This is a genomic window from Congregibacter litoralis KT71, assembly GCF_000153125.2.
Taxonomy (GTDB): Bacteria; Pseudomonadota; Gammaproteobacteria; order Pseudomonadales; family Halieaceae; genus Congregibacter; species Congregibacter litoralis.
Genome location: NZ_CM002299.1, coordinates 1,042,378 through 1,061,394 on the forward strand (window position 1 = coordinate 1,042,378; position 19,017 = coordinate 1,061,394).

Annotated in this window: 18 protein-coding genes; 12 read left to right on the forward strand and 6 right to left on the reverse strand. The window is 58.8% G+C overall.

Features of this window, described 5'->3' with window-relative positions:
- The first annotated feature begins 291 nt into the window (after positions 1-291).
- A complete protein-coding gene (locus KT71_RS04855) occupies positions 292-636 on the forward strand; it encodes a UrcA family protein (protein WP_008292565.1) in 345 nt (114 codons plus the stop codon).
- 384 nt (positions 637-1,020) lie between these two features.
- On the opposite strand, the gene KT71_RS04860 is transcribed toward KT71_RS04855, so the two are convergent.
- Positions 1,021-1,590: a YegP family protein gene (locus KT71_RS04860; RefSeq protein WP_023659976.1), complete on the reverse strand. Its 570-nt coding sequence runs from the start codon at positions 1,588-1,590 to the stop codon at positions 1,021-1,023.
- Positions 1,591-1,769: 179 nt separating this feature from the next.
- Between KT71_RS04860 and KT71_RS04865 the strand changes: the two genes are divergently transcribed.
- Positions 1,770-2,399, forward strand: a complete 630-nt coding sequence (locus KT71_RS04865; protein WP_008292563.1) for a nucleotidyltransferase family protein — start codon at positions 1,770-1,772, stop codon at positions 2,397-2,399.
- Here KT71_RS04865 and maiA read toward each other — a convergent pair.
- From maiA to KT71_RS04880, 3 genes are read right to left on the reverse strand one after another with little or no spacing between them, the layout of a single operon-like run.
- The gene (gene maiA / locus KT71_RS04870) at positions 2,381-3,031 is read right to left on the reverse strand and encodes a maleylacetoacetate isomerase (RefSeq protein WP_008292562.1); all 651 of its coding nucleotides are present in this window, start codon (positions 3,029-3,031) and stop codon (positions 2,381-2,383) included. The two genes, KT71_RS04865 and maiA, sit on opposite strands and share 19 nt — an antisense overlap.
- Before the next feature lie 3 nt (positions 3,032-3,034).
- Complete coding sequence (locus tag KT71_RS04875) at positions 3,035-4,027, reverse strand: fumarylacetoacetate hydrolase family protein (protein ID WP_008292561.1); 993 nt, start codon at positions 4,025-4,027, stop codon at positions 3,035-3,037.
- Positions 4,024-5,190, reverse strand: a complete 1,167-nt coding sequence (locus tag KT71_RS04880) for a homogentisate 1,2-dioxygenase (RefSeq protein WP_023659977.1) — start codon at positions 5,188-5,190, stop codon at positions 4,024-4,026. The genes KT71_RS04875 and KT71_RS04880 overlap by 4 nt, the downstream gene beginning before the upstream one ends.
- A gap of 77 nt (positions 5,191-5,267) precedes the next feature.
- On the opposite strand from KT71_RS04880, the gene KT71_RS04885 reads away from it, so the two are divergent.
- The 9 genes from KT71_RS04885 (at position 5,268) to KT71_RS04925 (ending at position 16,251) form a co-directional block, all read left to right on the forward strand.
- Positions 5,268-5,744, forward strand: coding sequence for a MarR family winged helix-turn-helix transcriptional regulator (locus KT71_RS04885; protein ID WP_008292559.1), 477 nt, complete (start codon positions 5,268-5,270; stop codon positions 5,742-5,744).
- Positions 5,741-7,531: an aromatic amino acid hydroxylase gene (locus KT71_RS04890; RefSeq protein ID WP_008292558.1), complete on the forward strand. Its 1,791-nt coding sequence runs from the start codon at positions 5,741-5,743 to the stop codon at positions 7,529-7,531. The genes KT71_RS04885 and KT71_RS04890 overlap by 4 nt, the downstream gene beginning before the upstream one ends.
- Positions 7,532-7,717: 186 nt before the next feature.
- Positions 7,718-8,890 (forward strand): acyl-CoA dehydrogenase family protein, encoded by a 1,173-nt coding sequence (locus KT71_RS04895; protein WP_008292557.1) that lies wholly within the window; start codon positions 7,718-7,720, stop codon positions 8,888-8,890.
- Positions 8,887-9,528, forward strand: coding sequence for a glutathione S-transferase family protein (locus KT71_RS04900; protein WP_238549456.1), 642 nt, complete (start codon positions 8,887-8,889; stop codon positions 9,526-9,528). Before KT71_RS04895 ends, KT71_RS04900 begins: the two co-directional genes overlap by 4 nt.
- 55 nt (positions 9,529-9,583) lie before the next feature.
- Positions 9,584-10,786: an acyl-CoA dehydrogenase family protein gene (locus tag KT71_RS04905; RefSeq protein ID WP_008292554.1), complete on the forward strand. Its 1,203-nt coding sequence runs from the start codon at positions 9,584-9,586 to the stop codon at positions 10,784-10,786.
- A 9-nt stretch (positions 10,787-10,795) separates the two neighbouring features.
- Positions 10,796-11,917 carry an acyl-CoA dehydrogenase family protein gene (locus tag KT71_RS04910; protein WP_040362162.1) on the forward strand — a complete coding sequence of 374 codons (1,122 nt, stop codon included), beginning with the start codon at positions 10,796-10,798 and terminating at the stop codon, positions 11,915-11,917.
- 63 nt (positions 11,918-11,980) lie between these two features.
- Positions 11,981-13,342: an ABC1 kinase family protein gene (locus KT71_RS04915; protein WP_023659978.1), complete on the forward strand. Its 1,362-nt coding sequence runs from the start codon at positions 11,981-11,983 to the stop codon at positions 13,340-13,342.
- 2 nt (positions 13,343-13,344) lie between these two features.
- Positions 13,345-14,673, forward strand: coding sequence for an ABC1 kinase family protein (locus KT71_RS04920; RefSeq protein WP_008292551.1), 1,329 nt, complete (start codon positions 13,345-13,347; stop codon positions 14,671-14,673).
- Positions 14,674-14,718: 45 nt separating this feature from the next.
- Positions 14,719-16,251, forward strand: a complete 1,533-nt coding sequence (locus KT71_RS04925) for a cryptochrome/photolyase family protein (protein ID WP_008292550.1) — start codon at positions 14,719-14,721, stop codon at positions 16,249-16,251.
- On the opposite strand, the gene KT71_RS21210 is transcribed toward KT71_RS04925, so the two are convergent.
- Together KT71_RS21210 and KT71_RS04930 are read right to left on the reverse strand one after the other, a co-directional pair.
- Complete coding sequence (locus tag KT71_RS21210; RefSeq protein ID WP_023659979.1) at positions 16,252-16,446, reverse strand: DUF2256 domain-containing protein; 195 nt, start codon at positions 16,444-16,446, stop codon at positions 16,252-16,254.
- Positions 16,443-17,747: a DASH family cryptochrome gene (locus KT71_RS04930; protein WP_008292549.1), complete on the reverse strand. Its 1,305-nt coding sequence runs from the start codon at positions 17,745-17,747 to the stop codon at positions 16,443-16,445. Before KT71_RS04930 ends, KT71_RS21210 begins: the two co-directional genes overlap by 4 nt.
- Positions 17,748-17,896: 149 nt before the next feature.
- Between KT71_RS04930 and KT71_RS04935 the strand changes: the two genes are divergently transcribed.
- Positions 17,897-19,006 carry an NADH:flavin oxidoreductase gene (locus tag KT71_RS04935; RefSeq protein WP_008292548.1) on the forward strand — a complete coding sequence of 370 codons (1,110 nt, stop codon included), beginning with the start codon at positions 17,897-17,899 and terminating at the stop codon, positions 19,004-19,006.
- Positions 19,007-19,017: the final 11 nt, after the last annotated feature.

A 19,017-nucleotide genomic window follows, 5' to 3' on the forward strand; every position in this document is an offset into this window, starting at 1 on the left:
TTTGATGCCAGGCCCGCTGCACTTCGTGGCTAATCACTTGCACCTCGCCGCCCATTGTACCGTCAACAACCGGTCTTGGCTGATTTCGCAGTATCTGCTGCAACGCAAAAGAATACGCAGCCCCTTGGCCGCTGGATTCCATCATCTTGTCGACGCTGGCCAACGCTTTATCGAAACGCTCTACCGGTGCGCACCGCCTTGGCCTAACTTTGGATTCGTGGGATGGCGATGAAGGGCGCAGACCGCAAACGAATCCGGCTAATGGTCACTTAAAAAATTTGGAGCTTAATCATGAAATCAATCCAACGTGTAATCTTTGCAACCGCCGTATCCGGCGCTCTCGCGGCATTCGCTGTTCAGGCAAGTGCCGGTAGTACCACCGAAGTCATTGCTGACTCCGTCACTGCCCCGGCAGAGGTCGCCGTAAGCTTCTCCGACCTCAATCTGGACTCAGTGGAGGGGCAGAAAGCCCTGCACTACCGCCTGGCCCGTGCCGCGGAGCAGGTCTGCGGTCACAATGACATTCGACGGGCGGGCGGTGTTGCCCAGGCGGCGCGCAACGAAGACTGCTACGAGCGCTCCCTGTCTCGTGCGCTGTCAAAGGTGAATGCTTCGGCTGTTGCGTCTGCGAACTAAAGCACCTGTTCCCGCTTCCCCTGGCGGAACCCCGGGGAGTCGTTCACCACGGCTCTCCGGTTCTTCTGTTTCAATCTCAGGGTTCGTAACAACAAAGACTTGTTGCTAAGGCGCTCCGTTCGACGTCCGGCGCGTCGCCGTGGAAGAGTCTGGTACTAGAGCCTGAGCTGATTTGAGCTGAGAAGGAGGTAAGGAGTAGCTAAGGAGAAGCCAGGGGGGGGCGGAAGGAGATAACAAAGGTAGTTGCGAGCAGATGCAAACAGATGCGAATAGATGCAGAGAGTTGAGAGGCTGTAGACGCCTGGTGTGCCTGTGATACAGGCGAAAAACTATAAGGTCAGAGGAAAAACGGGCGACAGCTGACGGGCAGCTGCCGCCACTGCCTTACTTCTTTTTGGCAGGCGCTTTTTTCTTCACCGCCGCTTTGACTTTCTTCGGTGCGGCTTTCGCTTTTTTAGCAACTTTCTTTACCGCTTTCTTGGCAGTTGCCTTGGCCTTCTTAGGCGCAGCTTTTGCTTTCTTGACTACTTTCTTGGCAGCGGCCTTGGCCTTCTTGGGTGCCGCTTTGGCTTTCTTTGCAGCAGCCTTCTTCTTGGGCGCCGCTTTTTTCTTCGGTGCTTCAACAGTCAGGTCGAGGGTGTCCGCCCCGGGTGCATTGAGGCCGACAGACTTGATGCCTTTCTCCATGCTGACTGCATTGGAATACATCTGGCTCTTGCCGATCACCTGACCATTGGTGGCTTTCATGACAAAGTAAGGTTGCCCTTTGGTCGATGACTTGCGCTCATAGCGTGCATCTTTGTCCGCATTTTTCTTCACGGAAGTTATGCCTGCCGTAGCCGAGCGTTTGCTGTCGTAAGTCTGGCTGGTGAAAACCACCTGCCCGTTTCCTGATTTAAGATTGAAAGAAAACTTTCCGGTTTTTCCTTTCTTCAGTTCAAACTTTCCTGCCATGATCACACCCCTTGTAATGATCCCTATGCCCAATCACATTATTTGTGCGCGAAATAACTACCCCGCGCCTTACAGCATAAGGCTTTCACAAGCTATCGCAAGGGTTAAAACCCCATTTACCGGGAATAAAATGTGCAGCGTTTTCAGCCCTCAGAGAGGAAAAAATTGCGGATGAAGCGGTGAATACAGGCTTGCAGCGTGATCTTGTCCCGCACACGGTGGTATTGATGCTTGCGGCGGGCAGAAGTCGGCGCTTTGGAGACGACAAGCGTCAGGCGGCTCTGGGGTCAGGGAAAACTCTTCTAGAGCAGTCTATTTCGCAATTCACGTCCCTGGGATTCCGGGTCTTTGTCAGTCTGTCGGCGGTCTCCGATGATGACCTGCTTGCAGAAAGTTTGATCGGCGAATCCGTTGAGATTCTGCGCTGCGACCGGGCGGGCGAAGGCATGGGCGGCACTCTCGCGGAGAGCGTGAAAAAAATCGGTGACGATGCTTCTGTTCTTATCGCTCTTGCCGATATGCCGGGATTGGCGTCAGAGACAATTCTCCTGCTTCAGGAGAAAGCCCAAACCGAGAACATCGTGTTTCCGGTTTACGAGGGCCGTCGAGGTCATCCTGTGATTTTTGGCCGGCAATTTATACCGCGGCTAAAAAACCTCTCCGGTGATGAGGGCGCCAATCAGCTTATCCGCGAATACGCGAGCAGCTGTGTGTCGGTACCCGTGACGGATGCCGGCGTGGTGAGAGATGTTGATACCGCTGCTGATCTTGTGGCGGTCAAGCGGTGGCTTCAGGCGCGCTCTTCCTGAGGAGTGTCGACTTGTCGCGATGGATGCGCATGGTGAAAAGCGGTCAACTGCTGACAGCGCTTGTCCAGAGCCGCGATATTCGGGAACGCAGTCAGATCCACCTTGAAGCGGTAGGCATTGAACACCTGGGGAATGAGAAATATCTCCAGCATCCCCGGACGGTCGCCGAGGGAAAACGCCTCAGGGAATTCGCCGACAGCTTTTTCCAGAGGGGTAAAGCCACGATGTATCCAGTGGGCATACCAGTCGTCCACGGCGCTCTGCTCGAGTTCCAGGGGGTCATTCAGATAGCGCAGGACGCGAAGATTATTGAGAGGATGGATATCGCAGGCGATGTGTTGGCAGAGAGCGCGGGTCTGGGCCCTCGCCAGAGCTCCCTCGGGATACAGCGGTGGATCAGGATGCGTCTCTTCCAGCCATTCCAGAATGGCACCAGACTGTGCAAGGGTCTTGCCTGAATCAAGCACCAGAGCCGGCACCAGTCCCTGGGGATTCTCGCCAAGGAATGTCGCGCTTCGCTGCTGTCCTGCTATGAGGTCTACGGGAGCGATCTCGTGTTCGAGTTTCTTGAGTCCCAGGGCGATGCGTACGCGATAGGCCGCCGTGGAGCGGAAGAAGCTATACAGCTTCATTCCTTACACCGTGCTCCGCTCAAAGGGCCTGATCTGCTGATCGATAGCACCAAAAACCGAAGCGCCTTCCCCATCCAGCATTTCGATATGAATACGGTCACCAAAGCTCATGAACGGAGTGCTGGGTTTCCCGTCGCGGAGCGTTTCCAGGCAGCGCACCTCCGCGAGACAGCAGGAGCCATCTTTGGACCCGACGTTGGAGACGGTTCCCGAGCCGATAACCGTGCCGCTGATTAAGGAGCGGGACTTTGCGCAGTGTGCAATGAGCGTTGGAAAATCAAAGGTCATGTCCTGGCCGGCGTTGGGTGCGCCAATCAATTCGCCGTTGAGCGTTGCCCGTAGGGGCAAGTGCAGGCGGGCGCCATCCCAGGCGGTGCCCAGTTCATCGGGAGTTACGAATACCGGTGCGAAGGCCGTCCATGGCTTGGATTGATAGAAGCCAAACTGCTTGGCAAGTTCTCCGGGTATGAGGTTGCGAAGGGAAACATCATTGACGATGCCAAGGAGTTTGATGTGCTTTGCAGCCTCGTCGGCGGTGGTGCCCGCCGCCACATCGTCCGTCACCACGACCACCTCGCCCTCGAAATCAATGCCCCAATCCTCGCTTTCCGCCGTTACGGGGTCCTCGGGGCCAATGAAGGCATCCGAGGCACCCATGTAAACCAGGGGGTCTTCCCAGAAAGAGGTCGGCATGTCCGCGCCTCTCGCTTTTCGGACCAACTCCACGTGGGTCACATAGGCGCTACCGTCGGCCCAGTGATAGCTGCGGGGGAGCGGCGCAGCGCATTTGCCCGGTTCGAAAGCGCTGCTGGCGTCGAGGGTGCCTTCGCAAAGATGCTCATAGCGTTCCTGAAGGCGTGGCGCGATGTTGCTCCAGTCATCGAGGGCCGTCTGCATGGTGGGAGCAAGGTCACCTGCGGGGCAGCAGCGTTGCAGCCCTCGGTCTACGATCATCAGCTGACCATCGCGACCGGATTTGTAGGAGGCTAGTTTCATGAGCTTGGTCCTTCTGAGACTGAGAACCCGTCCGCACCCTGGCTGCGCCAGGAGTTGACGTAGTCTGGATTTTCCACGCCCTGCACAGCGCTTTGAATAGAAAGTGCCCGTCGCGTATCGATCATTACAGCTACCTCGTCTGTTGCCGTTGCGGGATCGCTTTGCGATTTTTTGAGTGCCTTGGGGTGAGGGCCGTGAGCAAATCCGCAGGGGTGGTAGGTCATCATCCCCGCCTCAATGTTGTCACGACTGAAAAAGTTGCCTCGGTGGTAAAAAAGCACCTCATCGTAGTCGTCGTTGTTGTGATAGAAGGGCACTTTTAACGCCCCGGGATCCGTCTCAATGGGTCGCGGGCAAAACGTGCACACCACAAAGCCCCCGCCCACGAAGGTCGTGTGCGCGGAAGGAGGAAGGTGGTACCGGTGACTCATCACCGGGCGTATGTCCCGCCAGTTCAAGCGCAGCACCGTGTTGTTGCCGTGCCAGCCCACGGCATCCAGGGGGTTGAAAGGGAAGGAGACAATGCTCACCTCATCGTGGCGTTTGATATGAACGTCCCAGGGCTCTTCGCTTTGCTGGGCAAGAAAGGCCTCATTGATATGAGGGTGATCGAGAATGGCCGGGTCGAAAACTGCGTGGGGTCCCAGCATTCCGCGATCGGGAAGCTGGTAAGCGCCGTCGCTGTCCTCGATGATCAGGCATTCCACCGGTTCCGCGGGTTCTATGCGCCATGCCGTGCCCCGGGGAATCACCAGATAGTCGCCATCCCGAAAACTCAGCTGCCCATAGTCGCAAAAGAGTGAGCCGCTTCCATTGTGAATAAAGAGCAGGTCATCGCCATCGCTGTTGCGTACCAGATGTCCCATGGACCGGTCGCAGCGCCAGAACCGCAGGGCTACGTCGCCGTTGGCCAGCAGCGCGTTCTGGGCAAAGGGCGATTCGCTGACCGCGTCGAGCTGCGTCAGATCAAAGGCATGGGGTCGCAGGGGACCCTTCCAGTCGACCCAGGCGGTGGGGGGGTGGCGATGGTGGATGTGGCTCGCGGGCCCAAAAAACCCCTCTCTACCCATCTCCCGTTCGTAGGTGCCTTCGGGGAGGTCACAGTGCGCTTGCCGAGAGTGCAGCCCTTCGCGAATCACATGGGGAAACCATTGACGGCTCATGACCTTGATCCTTTTTCCTTGACAGAGCTCAAGCATACTAGTTTCATATGAAACTATCTAGCCAGTGCAGGAAAGCCATGACTACGCTGTTTCGCCTCGAAGGATTTTTGCCCTACCGCTTTGATCGCCTGGCAAAACACATCAGTGTGTCTCTTGCCGGGGTGTATCGGCGTCGCTTCGCGGTCAGTGTGCCCCAGTGGCGTATCCTCGCGCTCTTGCATGAAACGCCCTATCTCAGCGCCAAGGCCATTTCCCGGCAGGGTAATCTCGATAAAGTAGCGGTATCCCGCGCCGTTGCAGATCTTGAGAAGCGAGGGCTGTTGGAGCGGTATCTGAGCACGGGTGACGGTCGCGTGATCGAGCTCTGCCTCACCACTGCGGGGTCAGAGCTCTTTGAATCCATTGCGCCCCTGGCGCTGCACTGGGAGACTGACTTTTTGAGCGTCCTTAGCGAAACGGAGCGTCGGAATCTCAGGGAGATACTCCAGAAGCTTGAAGACCATGCCATGACTGAGGATCCAGCAATGCCCGTCACAGGAGGTGCCATAAAGTGAGTTCCACGACGCCAGGTCAGCAGGAGATCGTCGCCAGCCTGCCCCTGCACCTCCGTCCCTTTGTCGCCGTCCAGGACCCCGATGCGCAGTACACGCCCCGGGATCATGCGGTATGGCGATTTCTTATGACGGCGCTCACTCGCGGACTCGCTCAAACGGCGCACCCCGTGTACCTCGAGGGCCTGTCGCGAACGGGTATCGCCCTGGATCACATTCCTTCTATCGATGAAATGAATGCCTGTCTTGCAAAGCTGGGTTGGCGTGCGGTGGTGGTTGATGGCTTTATCCCACCCGCGATCTTTATGGAGTTTCAGGCTCTCAAGGTGTTGGTGATCGCCCTCGACATGCGCAGCGTCGAGCATCTCCTTTACACGCCCGCTCCGGATATTCTGCACGAATCTGCGGGGCATGCGCCTTTTCTTGTTGATGTGGATTACGCGGAGTTCCTCCAGCGCTTCGGAGAGGTTGGCATGCAGGCAATTGCCAATGCGCACGACCATGAGCTCTACGAAGCGATTCGAGAGCTCTCTATCTTGAAAGAGAATCCCGCGACGGACCCCGACGACATCGCCAACGCTGAAGCGCGCCTTGCTGCGCTCGGGGACAGTGATGGGGAGCCTTCCGAAGCGGCCTTGCTGACGCGACTCCACTGGTGGACCGTGGAGTACGGACTTGTCGGTGAGCTCGAGGATTATCGTCTGTTTGGTGCGGGCCTCCTGTCCTCCCTGGGGGAAAGTCAGAGTTGCCTGGATGATGAGCGCGTCAAGAAGTTGCCCCTGACCGTCAATGCCGTGGAAACACCCTACGACATTACCTCCACGCAGCCACAATTATTTGTTACTAAAAGCTGTCGCCATATGAGTCAGGTGCTGGAGGAGTTTGCCGCCACCATGGCAGCCCGTCGCGGCGGCGCGGACTCTCTTCGTAAAGCCATCGACGCAAAAGTTGTTTGCACCGCGGAGTACGATTCCGGTGTGCAGGTCAGCGGTGTCATCTCCGAGGTCATTTGCGATGCCGTAGGCAATGTGACGTATCTCCAGACCCGCGGCCCCACGCAATTGGCCTGCCGCGGGAAAGAGCTCTACGGCCACGGTATAGAGAGCCACAAGGAGGGCTTCGGATCCCCCGTAGGTTTGTTGAAGGAATTCAGTCGCTGCCTGTCGGATTACACCGTCGATGAGTTAAAGGCTCACCGTATTGCTGTGGGTGAGGCGGTGGAGCTTGAGTTCCTCTGTGGGATCACCGTGCGGGGTCGCCTGGAGGACGTACTGCGTCAGGAGCATCGCAATCTTCTCCTGAGCTTCAGTGATTGCAGCGTGACGGCGCTGGATGGACGCGTGCTTTTTGATCCCACCTGGGGACGCTACGACATGGCGGTGGGGGCTCGGATCACCAGCGTCTTTGGTGGTGTTGCCGATCGTGAAAACTATCAGCTGTACAAGCCCCTGCCTCGCACCACGACCCCCGGCTCGAAGCCCGATCCCCGTCTTATGGCTGCCTATGCACTGCTTGGTAGGCGCCCCTCAGGCAGCGCGCCGAACTCCGAGGTGAACCGAGAGAGTGAAGAGGTAAGCGCCTTCGCAGCCAGCGAGGTGCAGTCATTGCGCGCCTGCCTGGACGATTACGCCACGGAGTGGCTGCTGCGCGCCGAGATACTGCGTGTCGGTGATGTCGGGCTGCCCGAAGATCTGCTTAGCCGTGCCCGGGAAGAACTCGATGCCTTGGTGGTGGAGGCGCAGCATCGCCGGGCCCTGGCGCTGGTGTTTCCTGAGAGCATCACGGCCTGAGACCATTGCTCTCACCCCTCTCTTTGTGCCTCAGGCTTTTCCAGGGCCACAAACTCACCCCCTCAACGGCACCGCGGCGCAGTTACGCCGGTGATTCCTGTCATGAGGGGCGCAGTGCTTGTTGAATTGAGTGTCACTCAGTATTATTAAGCGACACTCAATTTTCTCAGGATTCAGGAATTCTCCATGTCCCTCGACTTTGACAGCGCGCGCCTGCCCAATCCTCATATTCGGCCTGAACACGAGGAATGGCGCTCGCAGCTGCGGCGCTTTGTCGACACGGAAATCGCGCCGTTTGCCGAAGACTGGGACGAGGCGGGCGAAATTCCCATGGATCTCTGGCCAAAGGCAGCAGCCGTGGGTCTTTTAGGCATGGGCTACCCCGAAGCCTACGGTGGCACCCTCGAGGGTATCGATTCCTGGCACAGTTGGATCTCCGGCGAGGAGATGAACCGCTTTGGTGTCGGCGGCGTGCCCGCGTCCCTGCTGGTTCACGGCATTGGTCTGCCGCCGGTGATCAATTGGGGATCCGAGGCCATGAAGGAGGCCATTGCACCACCGGTCCTCGCGGGAGAAAAACACATCTCCCTGGGTATCACGGAGCCGGGGGGAGGCTCTGATGTGGCCCGTCTGCGCACGACGGCTGTTCGCGATGGCGATCACTACATCGTCAACGGATCAAAAACCTATATCACAGGAGGTATGCGCGCCAACTGGGTGTCCACGGCGGTGCGCACCGGCGGCGAGGGAGCGGGCGGTGTTTCCATGCTGCTGATTCCCACGGATGCCCCGGGTTTCTCCCGCACGGCGCTGGACCGCAAGCAGGGCTGGTGGGCATCAGATACCGCAACGCTATACTTTGATAACGTGCGGGTGCCTGTGGAGAATCTCATTGGTGAAGAGAATCGTGGCTTTATTGTGATCATGACCAACTTCAACAGCGAGCGCATGGCCATGGCGGTGTCCATGGAAGCGCAAGGCCGGGTGTGTCTCGAAGAGGCGGCTACCTGGGCGCGAGAGCGCAACACCTTTGGAAAGCGTCTCGCGGATCATCAGGTCATCCGGCACAAGTTTGCCCAGATGAAACAAAAACTCAACGCCACCCAGGCCTACATCCGCAGCTGTTACGAAAGTATTGAGAATGGCAACCCGAACCCCGGCGACATTGCCCTGCTGAAGGTGCAGGCCAGCGAAACCCTGGAATTCTGTGCGCGGGAAGCAATGCAGATTCTCGGGGGCACGGGGTATATGCGGGGTAATCGTGTGGAACGGATTTATCGGGAAGTGAGGGTGAATGCCATTGGCGGCGGCTCCGAGGAAATCATGCGCGATCTGGCGGCAAGGCAGTACGGACTATGACAATGAAACTATGGCATTGCGAAGGTGCGCGCTCTCTGCGTGCCGTGTGGGCGCTGGAGGAGCTGGGGCTGGATTACGAGCTTGTGATGCTGCCCTTTCCTCCCCGGATTTTTCAGCGGGACTATCTTGAGATAAATCCCCTGGGGACTATTCCTTTCTTTGTGGACGGCGATGTGGAGATGACGGAATCCTGCGCCATTCCCCACTATCTTGCGACCCGGCCCGGTAACGAACACCTCGCGGTGCCCCCCGAACATCCGGCCTATGGCGATATGCTGAACTGGACCTACCACGCGGATGCGACCCTGACCTTTCCCCAGACCATCGTGTTGCGCTACACGGTGCTGGAGCCGACGCCTGAGAAGAAACCCGTTGCAGATGATTATGCCAAGTGGTTTATCGCTCGCCTGCGACGCCTGGACGCCCATCTTGAGAACAACGATTACCTCGTGGATGGACGTTTTACCATCGCCGACATTTGCGTTGGCTATGCACTGTATTTCGGTAAAACTTTGCAGCTGAACGAGCGCTACAAGCCTCAGACTGCCGCTTATCTTGAACGCCTCACGAGCCGGGAGGCCTTCATCCGGGCGGCCGCTGCCGGGGTGGCACAGGAAGCAGTCCCGGACGCACACTGATCTACCCCTGAGCTTTGTTTCAACACGATGTCCCCAACACCATGGAAGAATTGCTATGAACGCTGCCGTTAAGGAACTTGAAGATTTTCGTCGCGAGGTGGCCAGTTGGCTGAAAGCGAATAAACCGGCGGATCCCGGCTTTCTCCTGCCCCAGACATTTATGGAGGTGGGCTCCGAGGAGCAACTGGAGTTTCTCCGCGAGTGGCAGCATAAGGTCTGGTCCGCCGGTTATCTAGGCATGGCGTGGGCTAAAGAGCATGGCGGCCAGGGCGTCGATGCGATTTATCAATCGGTCGTTGATCAGGAAATGCGCCGTCAGGCCGTGCCCATTTGCTTTAATGTTATCGGACTGGGGTGGGCCGGCCCCCTCATCAATGATATTGGCACCGAAGAAGAGAAACAGCGTTACCTCAAGGGCATCCTGAGCGCTGAGGACATCTGGTGTCAGGGTTTTTCGGAACCTGATCATGGCTCGGATCTTGGCAATGCGCGCACCCGTGCGGAGCGCGATGGCGATGATTATGTCATCAACGGCAGCAAGATCTGGACGACCATGGGCAATTACGCCAAGTACATGATTCTCCTTGCGCGCACCAATCCCGAGGCCGAGCGTAAATACGACGGCTTATCCTTCTTTCTCGCGCCCATGACCGTTGATGGCGTTTCTACCCGACCCATTCGCAAGCTCACGGGCGAATACGGATTTACCGAGACCTTCTTTGACAACGCGCGGATTCCTGCGGACTGCCTGATGGGCGGTGAAGGTGCCGGCTGGAAGATCGCAATGAAGACGCTGCAATATGAGCGTGGTGCCGAGGCGGGAGCAGCCGGCGGCCTGGCCTTCGTCCGCATTGTGATCGATGACCTCATACAGCAGCTGCGCGACGTGACGCGTGACGGAAAGCCGGTGCTGGAAGATCCCCTCATCCGTGACCAGCTTGTGAGCCTGATTATGGAGGAGAAGGCCATCAGTCTCGGTGACCGCCGTTCGGGTATCCCCGCACTCACCAGCGACTACCCCATGTCCCTGCCTTTATCGAACAAATTGCGTTGGACCGAGTATGCGCGTCGCATGCGTCAGTTCGCGATCAATGCCCAGGGCGCTGATGGTGCCCTGTTTGTTGGCGATGACCGTGCCCGGGAAGGGGGGTTCTGGCAGCGGGCCTATCTCAACAGCTTTTCCGCGACCATCGGTGGGGGCACCAGTCAGGTACAAGCAAACATTGTCGCCGAGCACGTGCTCGGTCTGCCAAAGTAGGGGCTGAATATGTCGGTAATAGGAAGTACGGCAATGCGTTTTGACGAGGAGCAGAGCATGCTCCTGGACTATGCGCGCAGTTTTTGTGCCGACCGCGGCGGCTTGAACGCTGCGAGAGAGCATCTGGAAACACCCCTGGAATACAGTCCTGGGGTCTGGGATGAGATGGTGGCCATGGGATGGACCGGCATTGGCTTGCCCGAGGAGCTCGGCGGTTCCGGACTGAGTATTGGTGCAGCGGTGCCCGTGGCGGAAAGCCTGGGTAAAGCCCTGATGGGCACGCCGCTGTTGTCCACGCTACTCGCCGCTCAGCTGCTGCTTCGCGCCGATAGCAAAGCGGCAGCGGAGGTGCTCGAGGGTATTGCAGGCGGGGACGCGGCCTGCGTTGCGGAGTTGGAGTCCGAAGACTGGAGCGCTCTGCCACGGACTACCGTGATTGATGACGCGGGCATGCTCCAGGGGCAGAAGCGACTAGTGATGGATGCGACCAGCGCGCGCTGGATCGTGGTCACTGCGGTAGCGGGCGCCGACACCGCTTTGGCAGTCCTCGACGCAACAACCCTCGATGACGATGCCATCAATCCTCGGGTGCTCATCGACAACACCCATCGCGCCGCCGACATCACCTTTAACGGAGTCACACCCCTTGCGGTGATTTCAGGGGCCAGCGTCCTTGCGGCCCTTCGGGATTACCGTCTTCTGGGTGCGCTGCTTGTGGCTGCCGAGAGCACCGGTGCCGCGGCCGCCTGCCTGGATGTCACCGTGGACTATCTCAAAACCCGCAAGCAGTTTGGCAAGCTCATTGGCTCCTACCAGGCGCTCAAACATCCCAGCGTCGACATGCTGACCATGATGGATTCCGCGCGCTCCTTTGTGTACCACGCCAGTTCCCTGCTTGGCAGCGAGCCCCTGGACAAGGATCAGGAAGTGGCCTGTCGCATGGCGAAGGCCCAGGCCACGGACGCCCTGAAATTCGCCGGCGATCGCGCCGTGCAGTTTCACGGCGGCATGGGCTTTACCTGGGATTGCGATGCCCAACTCTTCATTCGTCGCGCCCAGGGTGCCCAGCAGCAGTTCGGCGATGCCCAGCACCATCGCCAGCGTCTCGCTGCACTGCTATTGGACGATTAGTTCAGATTCTGGACAGCAGCGCCCCCACGTCATCCTCCGCGGGGGATGCTACGTAAGGATCCTATGACTAAACGTTCTTCCATCCGCCGCGGCAGTTTTGGCCGCGGTCTCGCCGTGTCCCTCGCGGGTATCCGCGCGGGCGGCGCCTTTGCCCTCGGCTCCGCCATGGGCAAGATTCGTGGGGACGAGGCCGGCAACAGCGAGCTCATGCGCCGTGAAGCCAGGCGCTTCACCGCTGAACTGGGCAGGCTCAAAGGCACCTACGTCAAAATCGGGCAGATGATGGCGCTGCTCGGAGAGCACTTTCTGCCGGCTCCGCTTACGGAAGCTCTCCATGATCTCGATTCCCAGACGCATCCCTTGCCCTGGCAGGAGTTGGAGGAAGGTGTGCGCGAGAGTCTGGGCGACCGCTACGGGGAGCTCAGGATCGCTAAACAACCGCTGGCCGCCGCGTCCCTCGCCCAGGTGCACCGCGCCACCCGGCAGGGGGATAGCTATGAGCTGGTGCTCAAGGTGCAGTATCCCGGACTCGCAGCGGTTATCGACGATGATTTTGATGCCGTTGTACGAATGCTGTTGTTGACGCGGTGGATTAAAGCCGGGCGTGAGATCGATGCCTGGCTTGCCGATATGCGTGAACAGCTTCATCACGAAATCGATTACCAGCGGGAAGCGCAAATGACCCGGGACGCCGGTCGCCGTTTTGCCGGCGATACCCGTTTTCACGTGCCGGCAGTTATTGACGACTACTCCGGCGACACGATGCTGGCATTGGAGTACGTCGACGGCTATCGCGTCACGGATTCCGCGGTATCGGCCCTCTCCCAATCCCGTCGCAACGCCCTCGGTGAGGCGATGCTGGAGCTGTTTTTTATCGAGCTCTACGACTGGGGCGTGCTCCAGACCGATCCCAATTTTGGCAACTACCTCATCCGCAGCGACGATTCTGCAGACAGTCTTGTTCTTCTGGACTTCGGCTCTACCCTCGCCTGCGACGACGACTTCCGGCGGCACTTCGGGGACGCGATTGCCGCGGGTCAGACCGGTGATCGTGAGCTTCTTGCCGAGAGTCTTGTGGGTCTTGGTTGCCTCCGGGAGGATGCGACGGAATTTGCCCGGAAGAGCTTTTGCGAATTTTGTGAGATGCTCCTTGAGCCTCTGGCTCACCCCGAGAACCTGCCACAGGAGTACCTCAACAAGGACGGAGAGTATTGCTGGGGACGATCACGTTTGATGCAGCGGGTCGGCAAGCACGCGGCAAACTCGGCGGCGACCCGGCATTTTGCGACACCCTCCCGTGACTTCGCCCTCATTGTGCGCAAGCTGACAGGGGTGTTCACCTTCATTACCGTCCTCAATGCAGAGTTTAATGGTCACGAGATTGCACATCGCTACATCGATGACTGGATCACGGAGGGCGCGTAATCATGGCAGGGTCCGATGACAAATCACGGTCAAAGGGCAAAGCGGTCCCCGCCAGTCGCGCGGGACGCTTTGCCAAGGTTGCGCGCCTGGCGGGCGGTGTCGCCGGTGGGATGCTTGCCGAGGGCGCCCGGCAGATTCGGGCGGGCAATCGACCGAGCAAGCGCGATCTTCTCCTGACGCCGGGTAACGCCCGGCGGGTGACCAGGCAGCTCTCGGAGATGCGTGGTGCAGCCATGAAGCTGGGACAGATCCTGTCCATGGATTCCGGCGAGCTGTTGCCCAAAGAGCTTACGGATATTCTGGCGAGCCTCCGATCCGATGGCACGAGTATGCCCGACTCGCAGCTGGAGGAAGCCATGACCGAAGCCTATGGCCCGGATTGGGAAACGGAATTCCGGGTGTTTGACCGCTATCCTATTGCCGCGGCATCCATCGGCCAGGTGCATCGTGCTGTGGGCCACGACGGTACCGAGCTGGCGTTGAAGATTCAGTATCCCGGCGTCGGCAAAAGCATTAACAGTGATGTCGACAATATTGCCACGGTACTGCGTATTTCCGGTCTGCTTCCCGAGGAGGCCGATCTTCAGCCTTTCCTGGATGATGCTAAACGGCAGCTCAGGGATGAGGCCAATTACCTCAAGGAGGCGGAGTTTCTTCGACGTTTTAATGAAGTGCTGGGTGATGATGAGCGTTTTATCTTGCCGGAGCTGGTGCCTCAGCTGACGCGCAAAACGGTGCTGGCCATGACCTATGTCGCCGGTGGTCCCATTGATGCCATCGCCCGGCGGCCGCAGGAGGAGCGCGATCGCGTCGTGTCCGCGCTTGTAGAGCTGCTTCTCACAGAGCTCTTTGAGCTACGCATGGTGCAGACGGATCCTAACTTCGCCAACTACCAGTATCGTTGGTCCACGGGAGAAATCGTGCTTCTGGACTTCGGTGCCACCCGGGATTTCAAAGTTCGATTCGTGAACAACTATCGCAAGCTCGCTGCCGCCGCCGTGGAGGGAGATCGCGACGCCATGGCCGTGGCCGCCGAGAAAGTCGGTTATTCCATGGGGGATGAGGACTCCCGCTACCGGGAGCTTGTATTGGAGTTGCTGCTCCTGGCCCTGGAGCCTCTTCGGGAAGACAGGCCCTATGATTTTGGCGGCTCCACCATGCCCGAGCGCCTGGGAGAGCTGGGCAAGAAAGCGACGGATTATGCCGATTTCTGGCACGCCCCGCCGACGGATGTCGTGTACTTCCATCGCAAGCTTGGAGGCATATTCATGCTGGCAGCGCGTATGGATGCACGGGTCAATGTGCACGCCTTGATGCAGCGCTGGCTCTGAGCCCGCTATCGTCTTTCTCTCAATCAGTCAGCACGAGTGGTCCGTATGAGTAGCAAAACCCTCCGATTGGTATTGGGAGACCAGCTGTCTCTTGAAAACCCTGTGCTGGTGAACGCGGATCCTGACCGGGACTGTGTTCTCCTCGCCGAGGTGGCTGAGGAAGCCAGCTATGTCACCCATAATCGTCATAAGATCGTGCTTATCTTCAGCGCCATGCGGCATTTCGCCGAGCTGCTACGAGAGAAGGGTTTTACGGTTATCTATCGAAGCTTTGATGAGGGTGTGTCCTCCCTGCAAGAGGCGGTTGCCGAAGGACTGAAAAAGTCCAAGGCGGAAGCACTGTTGGTGACGGCGCCCGGCGAGTATCGATTGCTCGAAGTCATGCAGGGCTGGGAGTCGGCACTGGGCGTCTCCGTGGTGCTTCAGGACGACGGGCGCTTTTTGTCATCCATTGATGACTTCGAGACCTGGGCGGACGGCCGCAAGCAGCTTCGCATGGAGTACTTTTATCGCGAGATGCGTCGCCGCTATGAACTGCTCATGGATGAGGACGGGGAGCCCGAGGGCGGTCAATGGAATTACGACGCAGACAATCGCAAGGGTTGGCGTGCCCAGATTGATGTTCCGGAGCGCCCCGCCGTGACCGTCGACAAAGTCACCCGGGAGGTCATTGATCTCGTCGAAAAACATTTTCCCGATAACCCCGGCGATTTAAGGGAGTTTCGCCTCGCGGTGACCCGGGAGGACGCTCAGGCGCAATTTGACTGGTTCTGCGAGCATGCCCTGGACAACTTCGGTACCTACCAGGATGCGCTGGCGGAGGAGTCACCGTGGATGTTCCACGGCTTGATTTCCATGTATCTCAATATTGGTTTACTGGAACCCCTCGCCGTTTGCCAGCAGGTCGAGGCGGCATGGCGAAGGGGCGATTGCTCTCTGTCGGGGGCTGAAGGCTTTATTCGTCAGGTACTGGGGTGGCGGGAGTACGTCCGGGGTGTGTATTGGCACGCCATGCCCGACTATGCAAAGCGCAATACCTTTGACGCCAAGCGATCCCTGCCCGCCTGGTTCTGGAGTGGAGATACCGATATGCGGTGCCTCTCCCAGGCACTCAAACAGAGCCTGGATCTGGGTTACGCGCATCACATCCAGCGCCTGATGGTAATCGGCAACTTTGCCCTGCTTGCGGGCTTGGATGTGAGCGAAGTGTGTGACTGGTACCTGGCGGTCTACGTGGATGCCTTTGAGTGGGTGGAGTTACCTAACACTCTGGGCATGGCCCTCCATGGCGACAAAGGCCTCATGGCGAGCAAACCCTACGCGGCTTCGGGAAAATACATTCAGCGTCAGGGTAATCACTGCAAGGCCTGTCGCTACGATCCCAAGGAGACCACGGGAGAGGGCGCCTGCCCCTACAACAGTCTCTACTGGCATTTTATTGACCGTCACCAGGAGTACCTCACCAGGAACGCGCGGATGGGTCTCATTATCGGCGGCTGGAAAAAGCGCAAGGCGGAGGACCGCGATGCCATTGTCCGGTGGGGCGATCGGATTCTGGCGACGGTGCTTGATGCCTGATTAAGCCCGGTCCCTGCGGCGACTGCGCTCGCCGGAGCATCGCCGGGAGCAGTAGACAATCTCGTCCCAGTTGTTTTTCCACCGCGCCCGCCACAGAAAAGGCCGGTCGCAGACCGGACAGACTTTTTCGGGTTTGGGGTTCTTGGCCTGCCGCCGACCTTTGGGCGAGACCGCGTTCTGGCGCCGTGCTTTCATGAGCCCGTTGGATTGATGGGCCAGTCCGCGGCGTCGGTCACGTACATGGGCTGGGCCGCACGCTCACCATCCCACTTTGCGATGAACACGCCATCAGGGTCGTATTGGGCCGTTTGTTTTTCGATGTTAAACGCCCGTCCCCCCCGGGGGTCCGCGCCCACGCCGGCGATGTATTGCCAGTTGCCGTAATTGCTTCCAACATCGTAATCAATGAGGTGCTTTTCGAAGAACGCGGCCCCATAGCGCCAGTCGATGCCGAAGTCGTGAATGAGACAGCTCGCCGCGATCTGACGCCCCCGGTTGCTCATCCACCCCGTGGCTACGAGCTGATGCATAAGGGCGTTGACCAAGGGATGATTCGTATCGCCGGCGCACCAGCGGGCAAAATTCCGGGGCTCAAAAGTGCAGCGGGACACTTTGCCTTCGCGGCCTCCATGACGAAACAACGACACGCCATCCTGTAGCGCCCGATGGAAAAAGTATTCCCGCCAGAGGAGTTCAAAGACCAGCCAGTAGGTGGATTCATTGGCTCCCTCCTGGGCTTCATGCTCATGGACCGCCGCCGCTACCTCCCGCGCCGACAAACTTCCCAGGGCCAGCCATGGGGACAGGGTGGAGCTGCCCTCGAGGGGATCAAGACAATTGCGTGTTTCTTTGTAAGAACGGATCGCGCCGCTGTGGAGAAATTGCTTCAGGCGTCGCTGCCCCGCGCTGCTGCCGCCCCGCAGGGGCAGTCCCACGGGGGGCTTGACCGCCGCGTCAGGGATGCGATGAAAGGTCACGGCGGGTGGGGGCGGCAGTTGAGGCAGGTCCCGGGAAGGTTTTAGAGGCTCGAGATTTTTCTCGACCTTACGCCGGAAAGGCGAAAAACTTCTGGGGAGTTCGGGGCATAGTGCCTTGATGTCTGATCGACGGAACAGGGTGTTCCCTGCGTGCTCGGTCACAGGGATATGGAGTCGCTCCCGGAGAACGCGAACTGCCCGCGTCTCATAGCTTCCCGCGCACTGACTTGCGTGCACGGCGTCAACACCATAATCCCGCACGAGGTCGGGTATCACCAGCTCCGGTGACCCCTGGAGCACCAGAAGACTTTGTCCCAGGGGCTGAAGATCGTCCTGGAGGGCCTTCAGGCTCTCGGTGATAAAGCGCTCCCGCTGTTCGCCCAGACCCTGGGTGTTACACCAGGCTCGCTGGAGCGGCCAGAGGTACAGCAGCAGGAGCTCATCCGCCTTGGCGGCCTCGACGAGTCCCGGGTTGTCGTGTAGTCGCAGGTCATTGCGAAACCAGTAAATAGCGCGCATGGAAAACTCGGTGTTGGGTATAGTAGTAACTACGCAGTGAACGGGCGCTCAGATGGAAATTTGTCGGGGCCTGAGCTAGGCTTCGCGCGCCGGCATTGCCGTGATCGCAGTTTTTTACCGTTTTTCCCAGCCTGAACCATGGAGTTCGCATGTCCGATAACAGTGCCCTGTTTACGCCTTTTACCCTTGGCAAGCTTGAGCTGCCCAATCGCATCGTTATGGCGCCCATGACGCGGAATATGTCTCCGGACAATGTGCCCCACGAGCAAGTGGTGGATTACTACCGACGCCACGCCGCGGGAGGAACCGGACTGATTTTGACCGAGGGGACCTGCATCAATCACATCGCGGCGAGCGGATACCCCGGTGTGCCCTATTTCTGGGGTGAGGAGCGTCTTGAGGGCTGGAAGAGGGTCGCGGAGGCGGTTCATAAGGAAGGTGGCAAGATCGCACCCCAGCTGTGGCATGTGGGTGGCGTTCGACGCGCCGGCACGCCGCCTGAGGGTGATGTTCCCGGCTACGCACCCTCGGGTATGGGCGTCCCGGGCAAAGTGCGCTGTCACATAATGACCCAGGAAGACATCGACGATGTCGTTCGGGCCTATGCCGAGGGTGCACGGGATGCCAAAGCCTGCGGCTTTGATGCCATTGAGCTTCACGGCGCCCACGGCTACCTCATCGACCAATTCTTCTGGGAAGCCACCAACCAGCGGGACGATCACTACGCGGGATCCATGGATAACCGGGGTCGCTTTGCCTGTGAAATCATTGCGGCCTGCCGTGACGCCGTGGGACCTGATTTCCCCATTGCCCTGCGCTGGTCGCAATGGAAGCAGCAGGATTACACCGCGCGATTAGCACCCACGCCCCAGCTGCTGGAGCAGTTCCTGACACCTTTATCCGAGGCGGGCGTCGATATTTTTCACTGTTCCCAGCGCCGTTTCTGGGAGCCGGAGTTCGAGGGTTCCGAGCTGAACCTCGCGGGGTGGACGAAGAAAATTACGGGGAAGCCCACGATCACCGTGGGTAGTGTCGGCTTGAATGCAGACTTTATTCCAGCGCCCGGTGAGACCTCCTTCCGGGAAGCGGAGACCGCTTCTCTGGATGATCTCGTAGCGCGTCTTGAAGCCGGGGAGTTCGATCTGGTGGCCGTGGGGCGGGCCATGCTGGCGAACGCTGACTGGGCGAATAAAGTCCGTGAAGGTGACAACGAGGGCCTGGTGCCCTTCAGAAAAGAAATGTTGGGCGTGTTGAACTGAGGCTTTTTAGG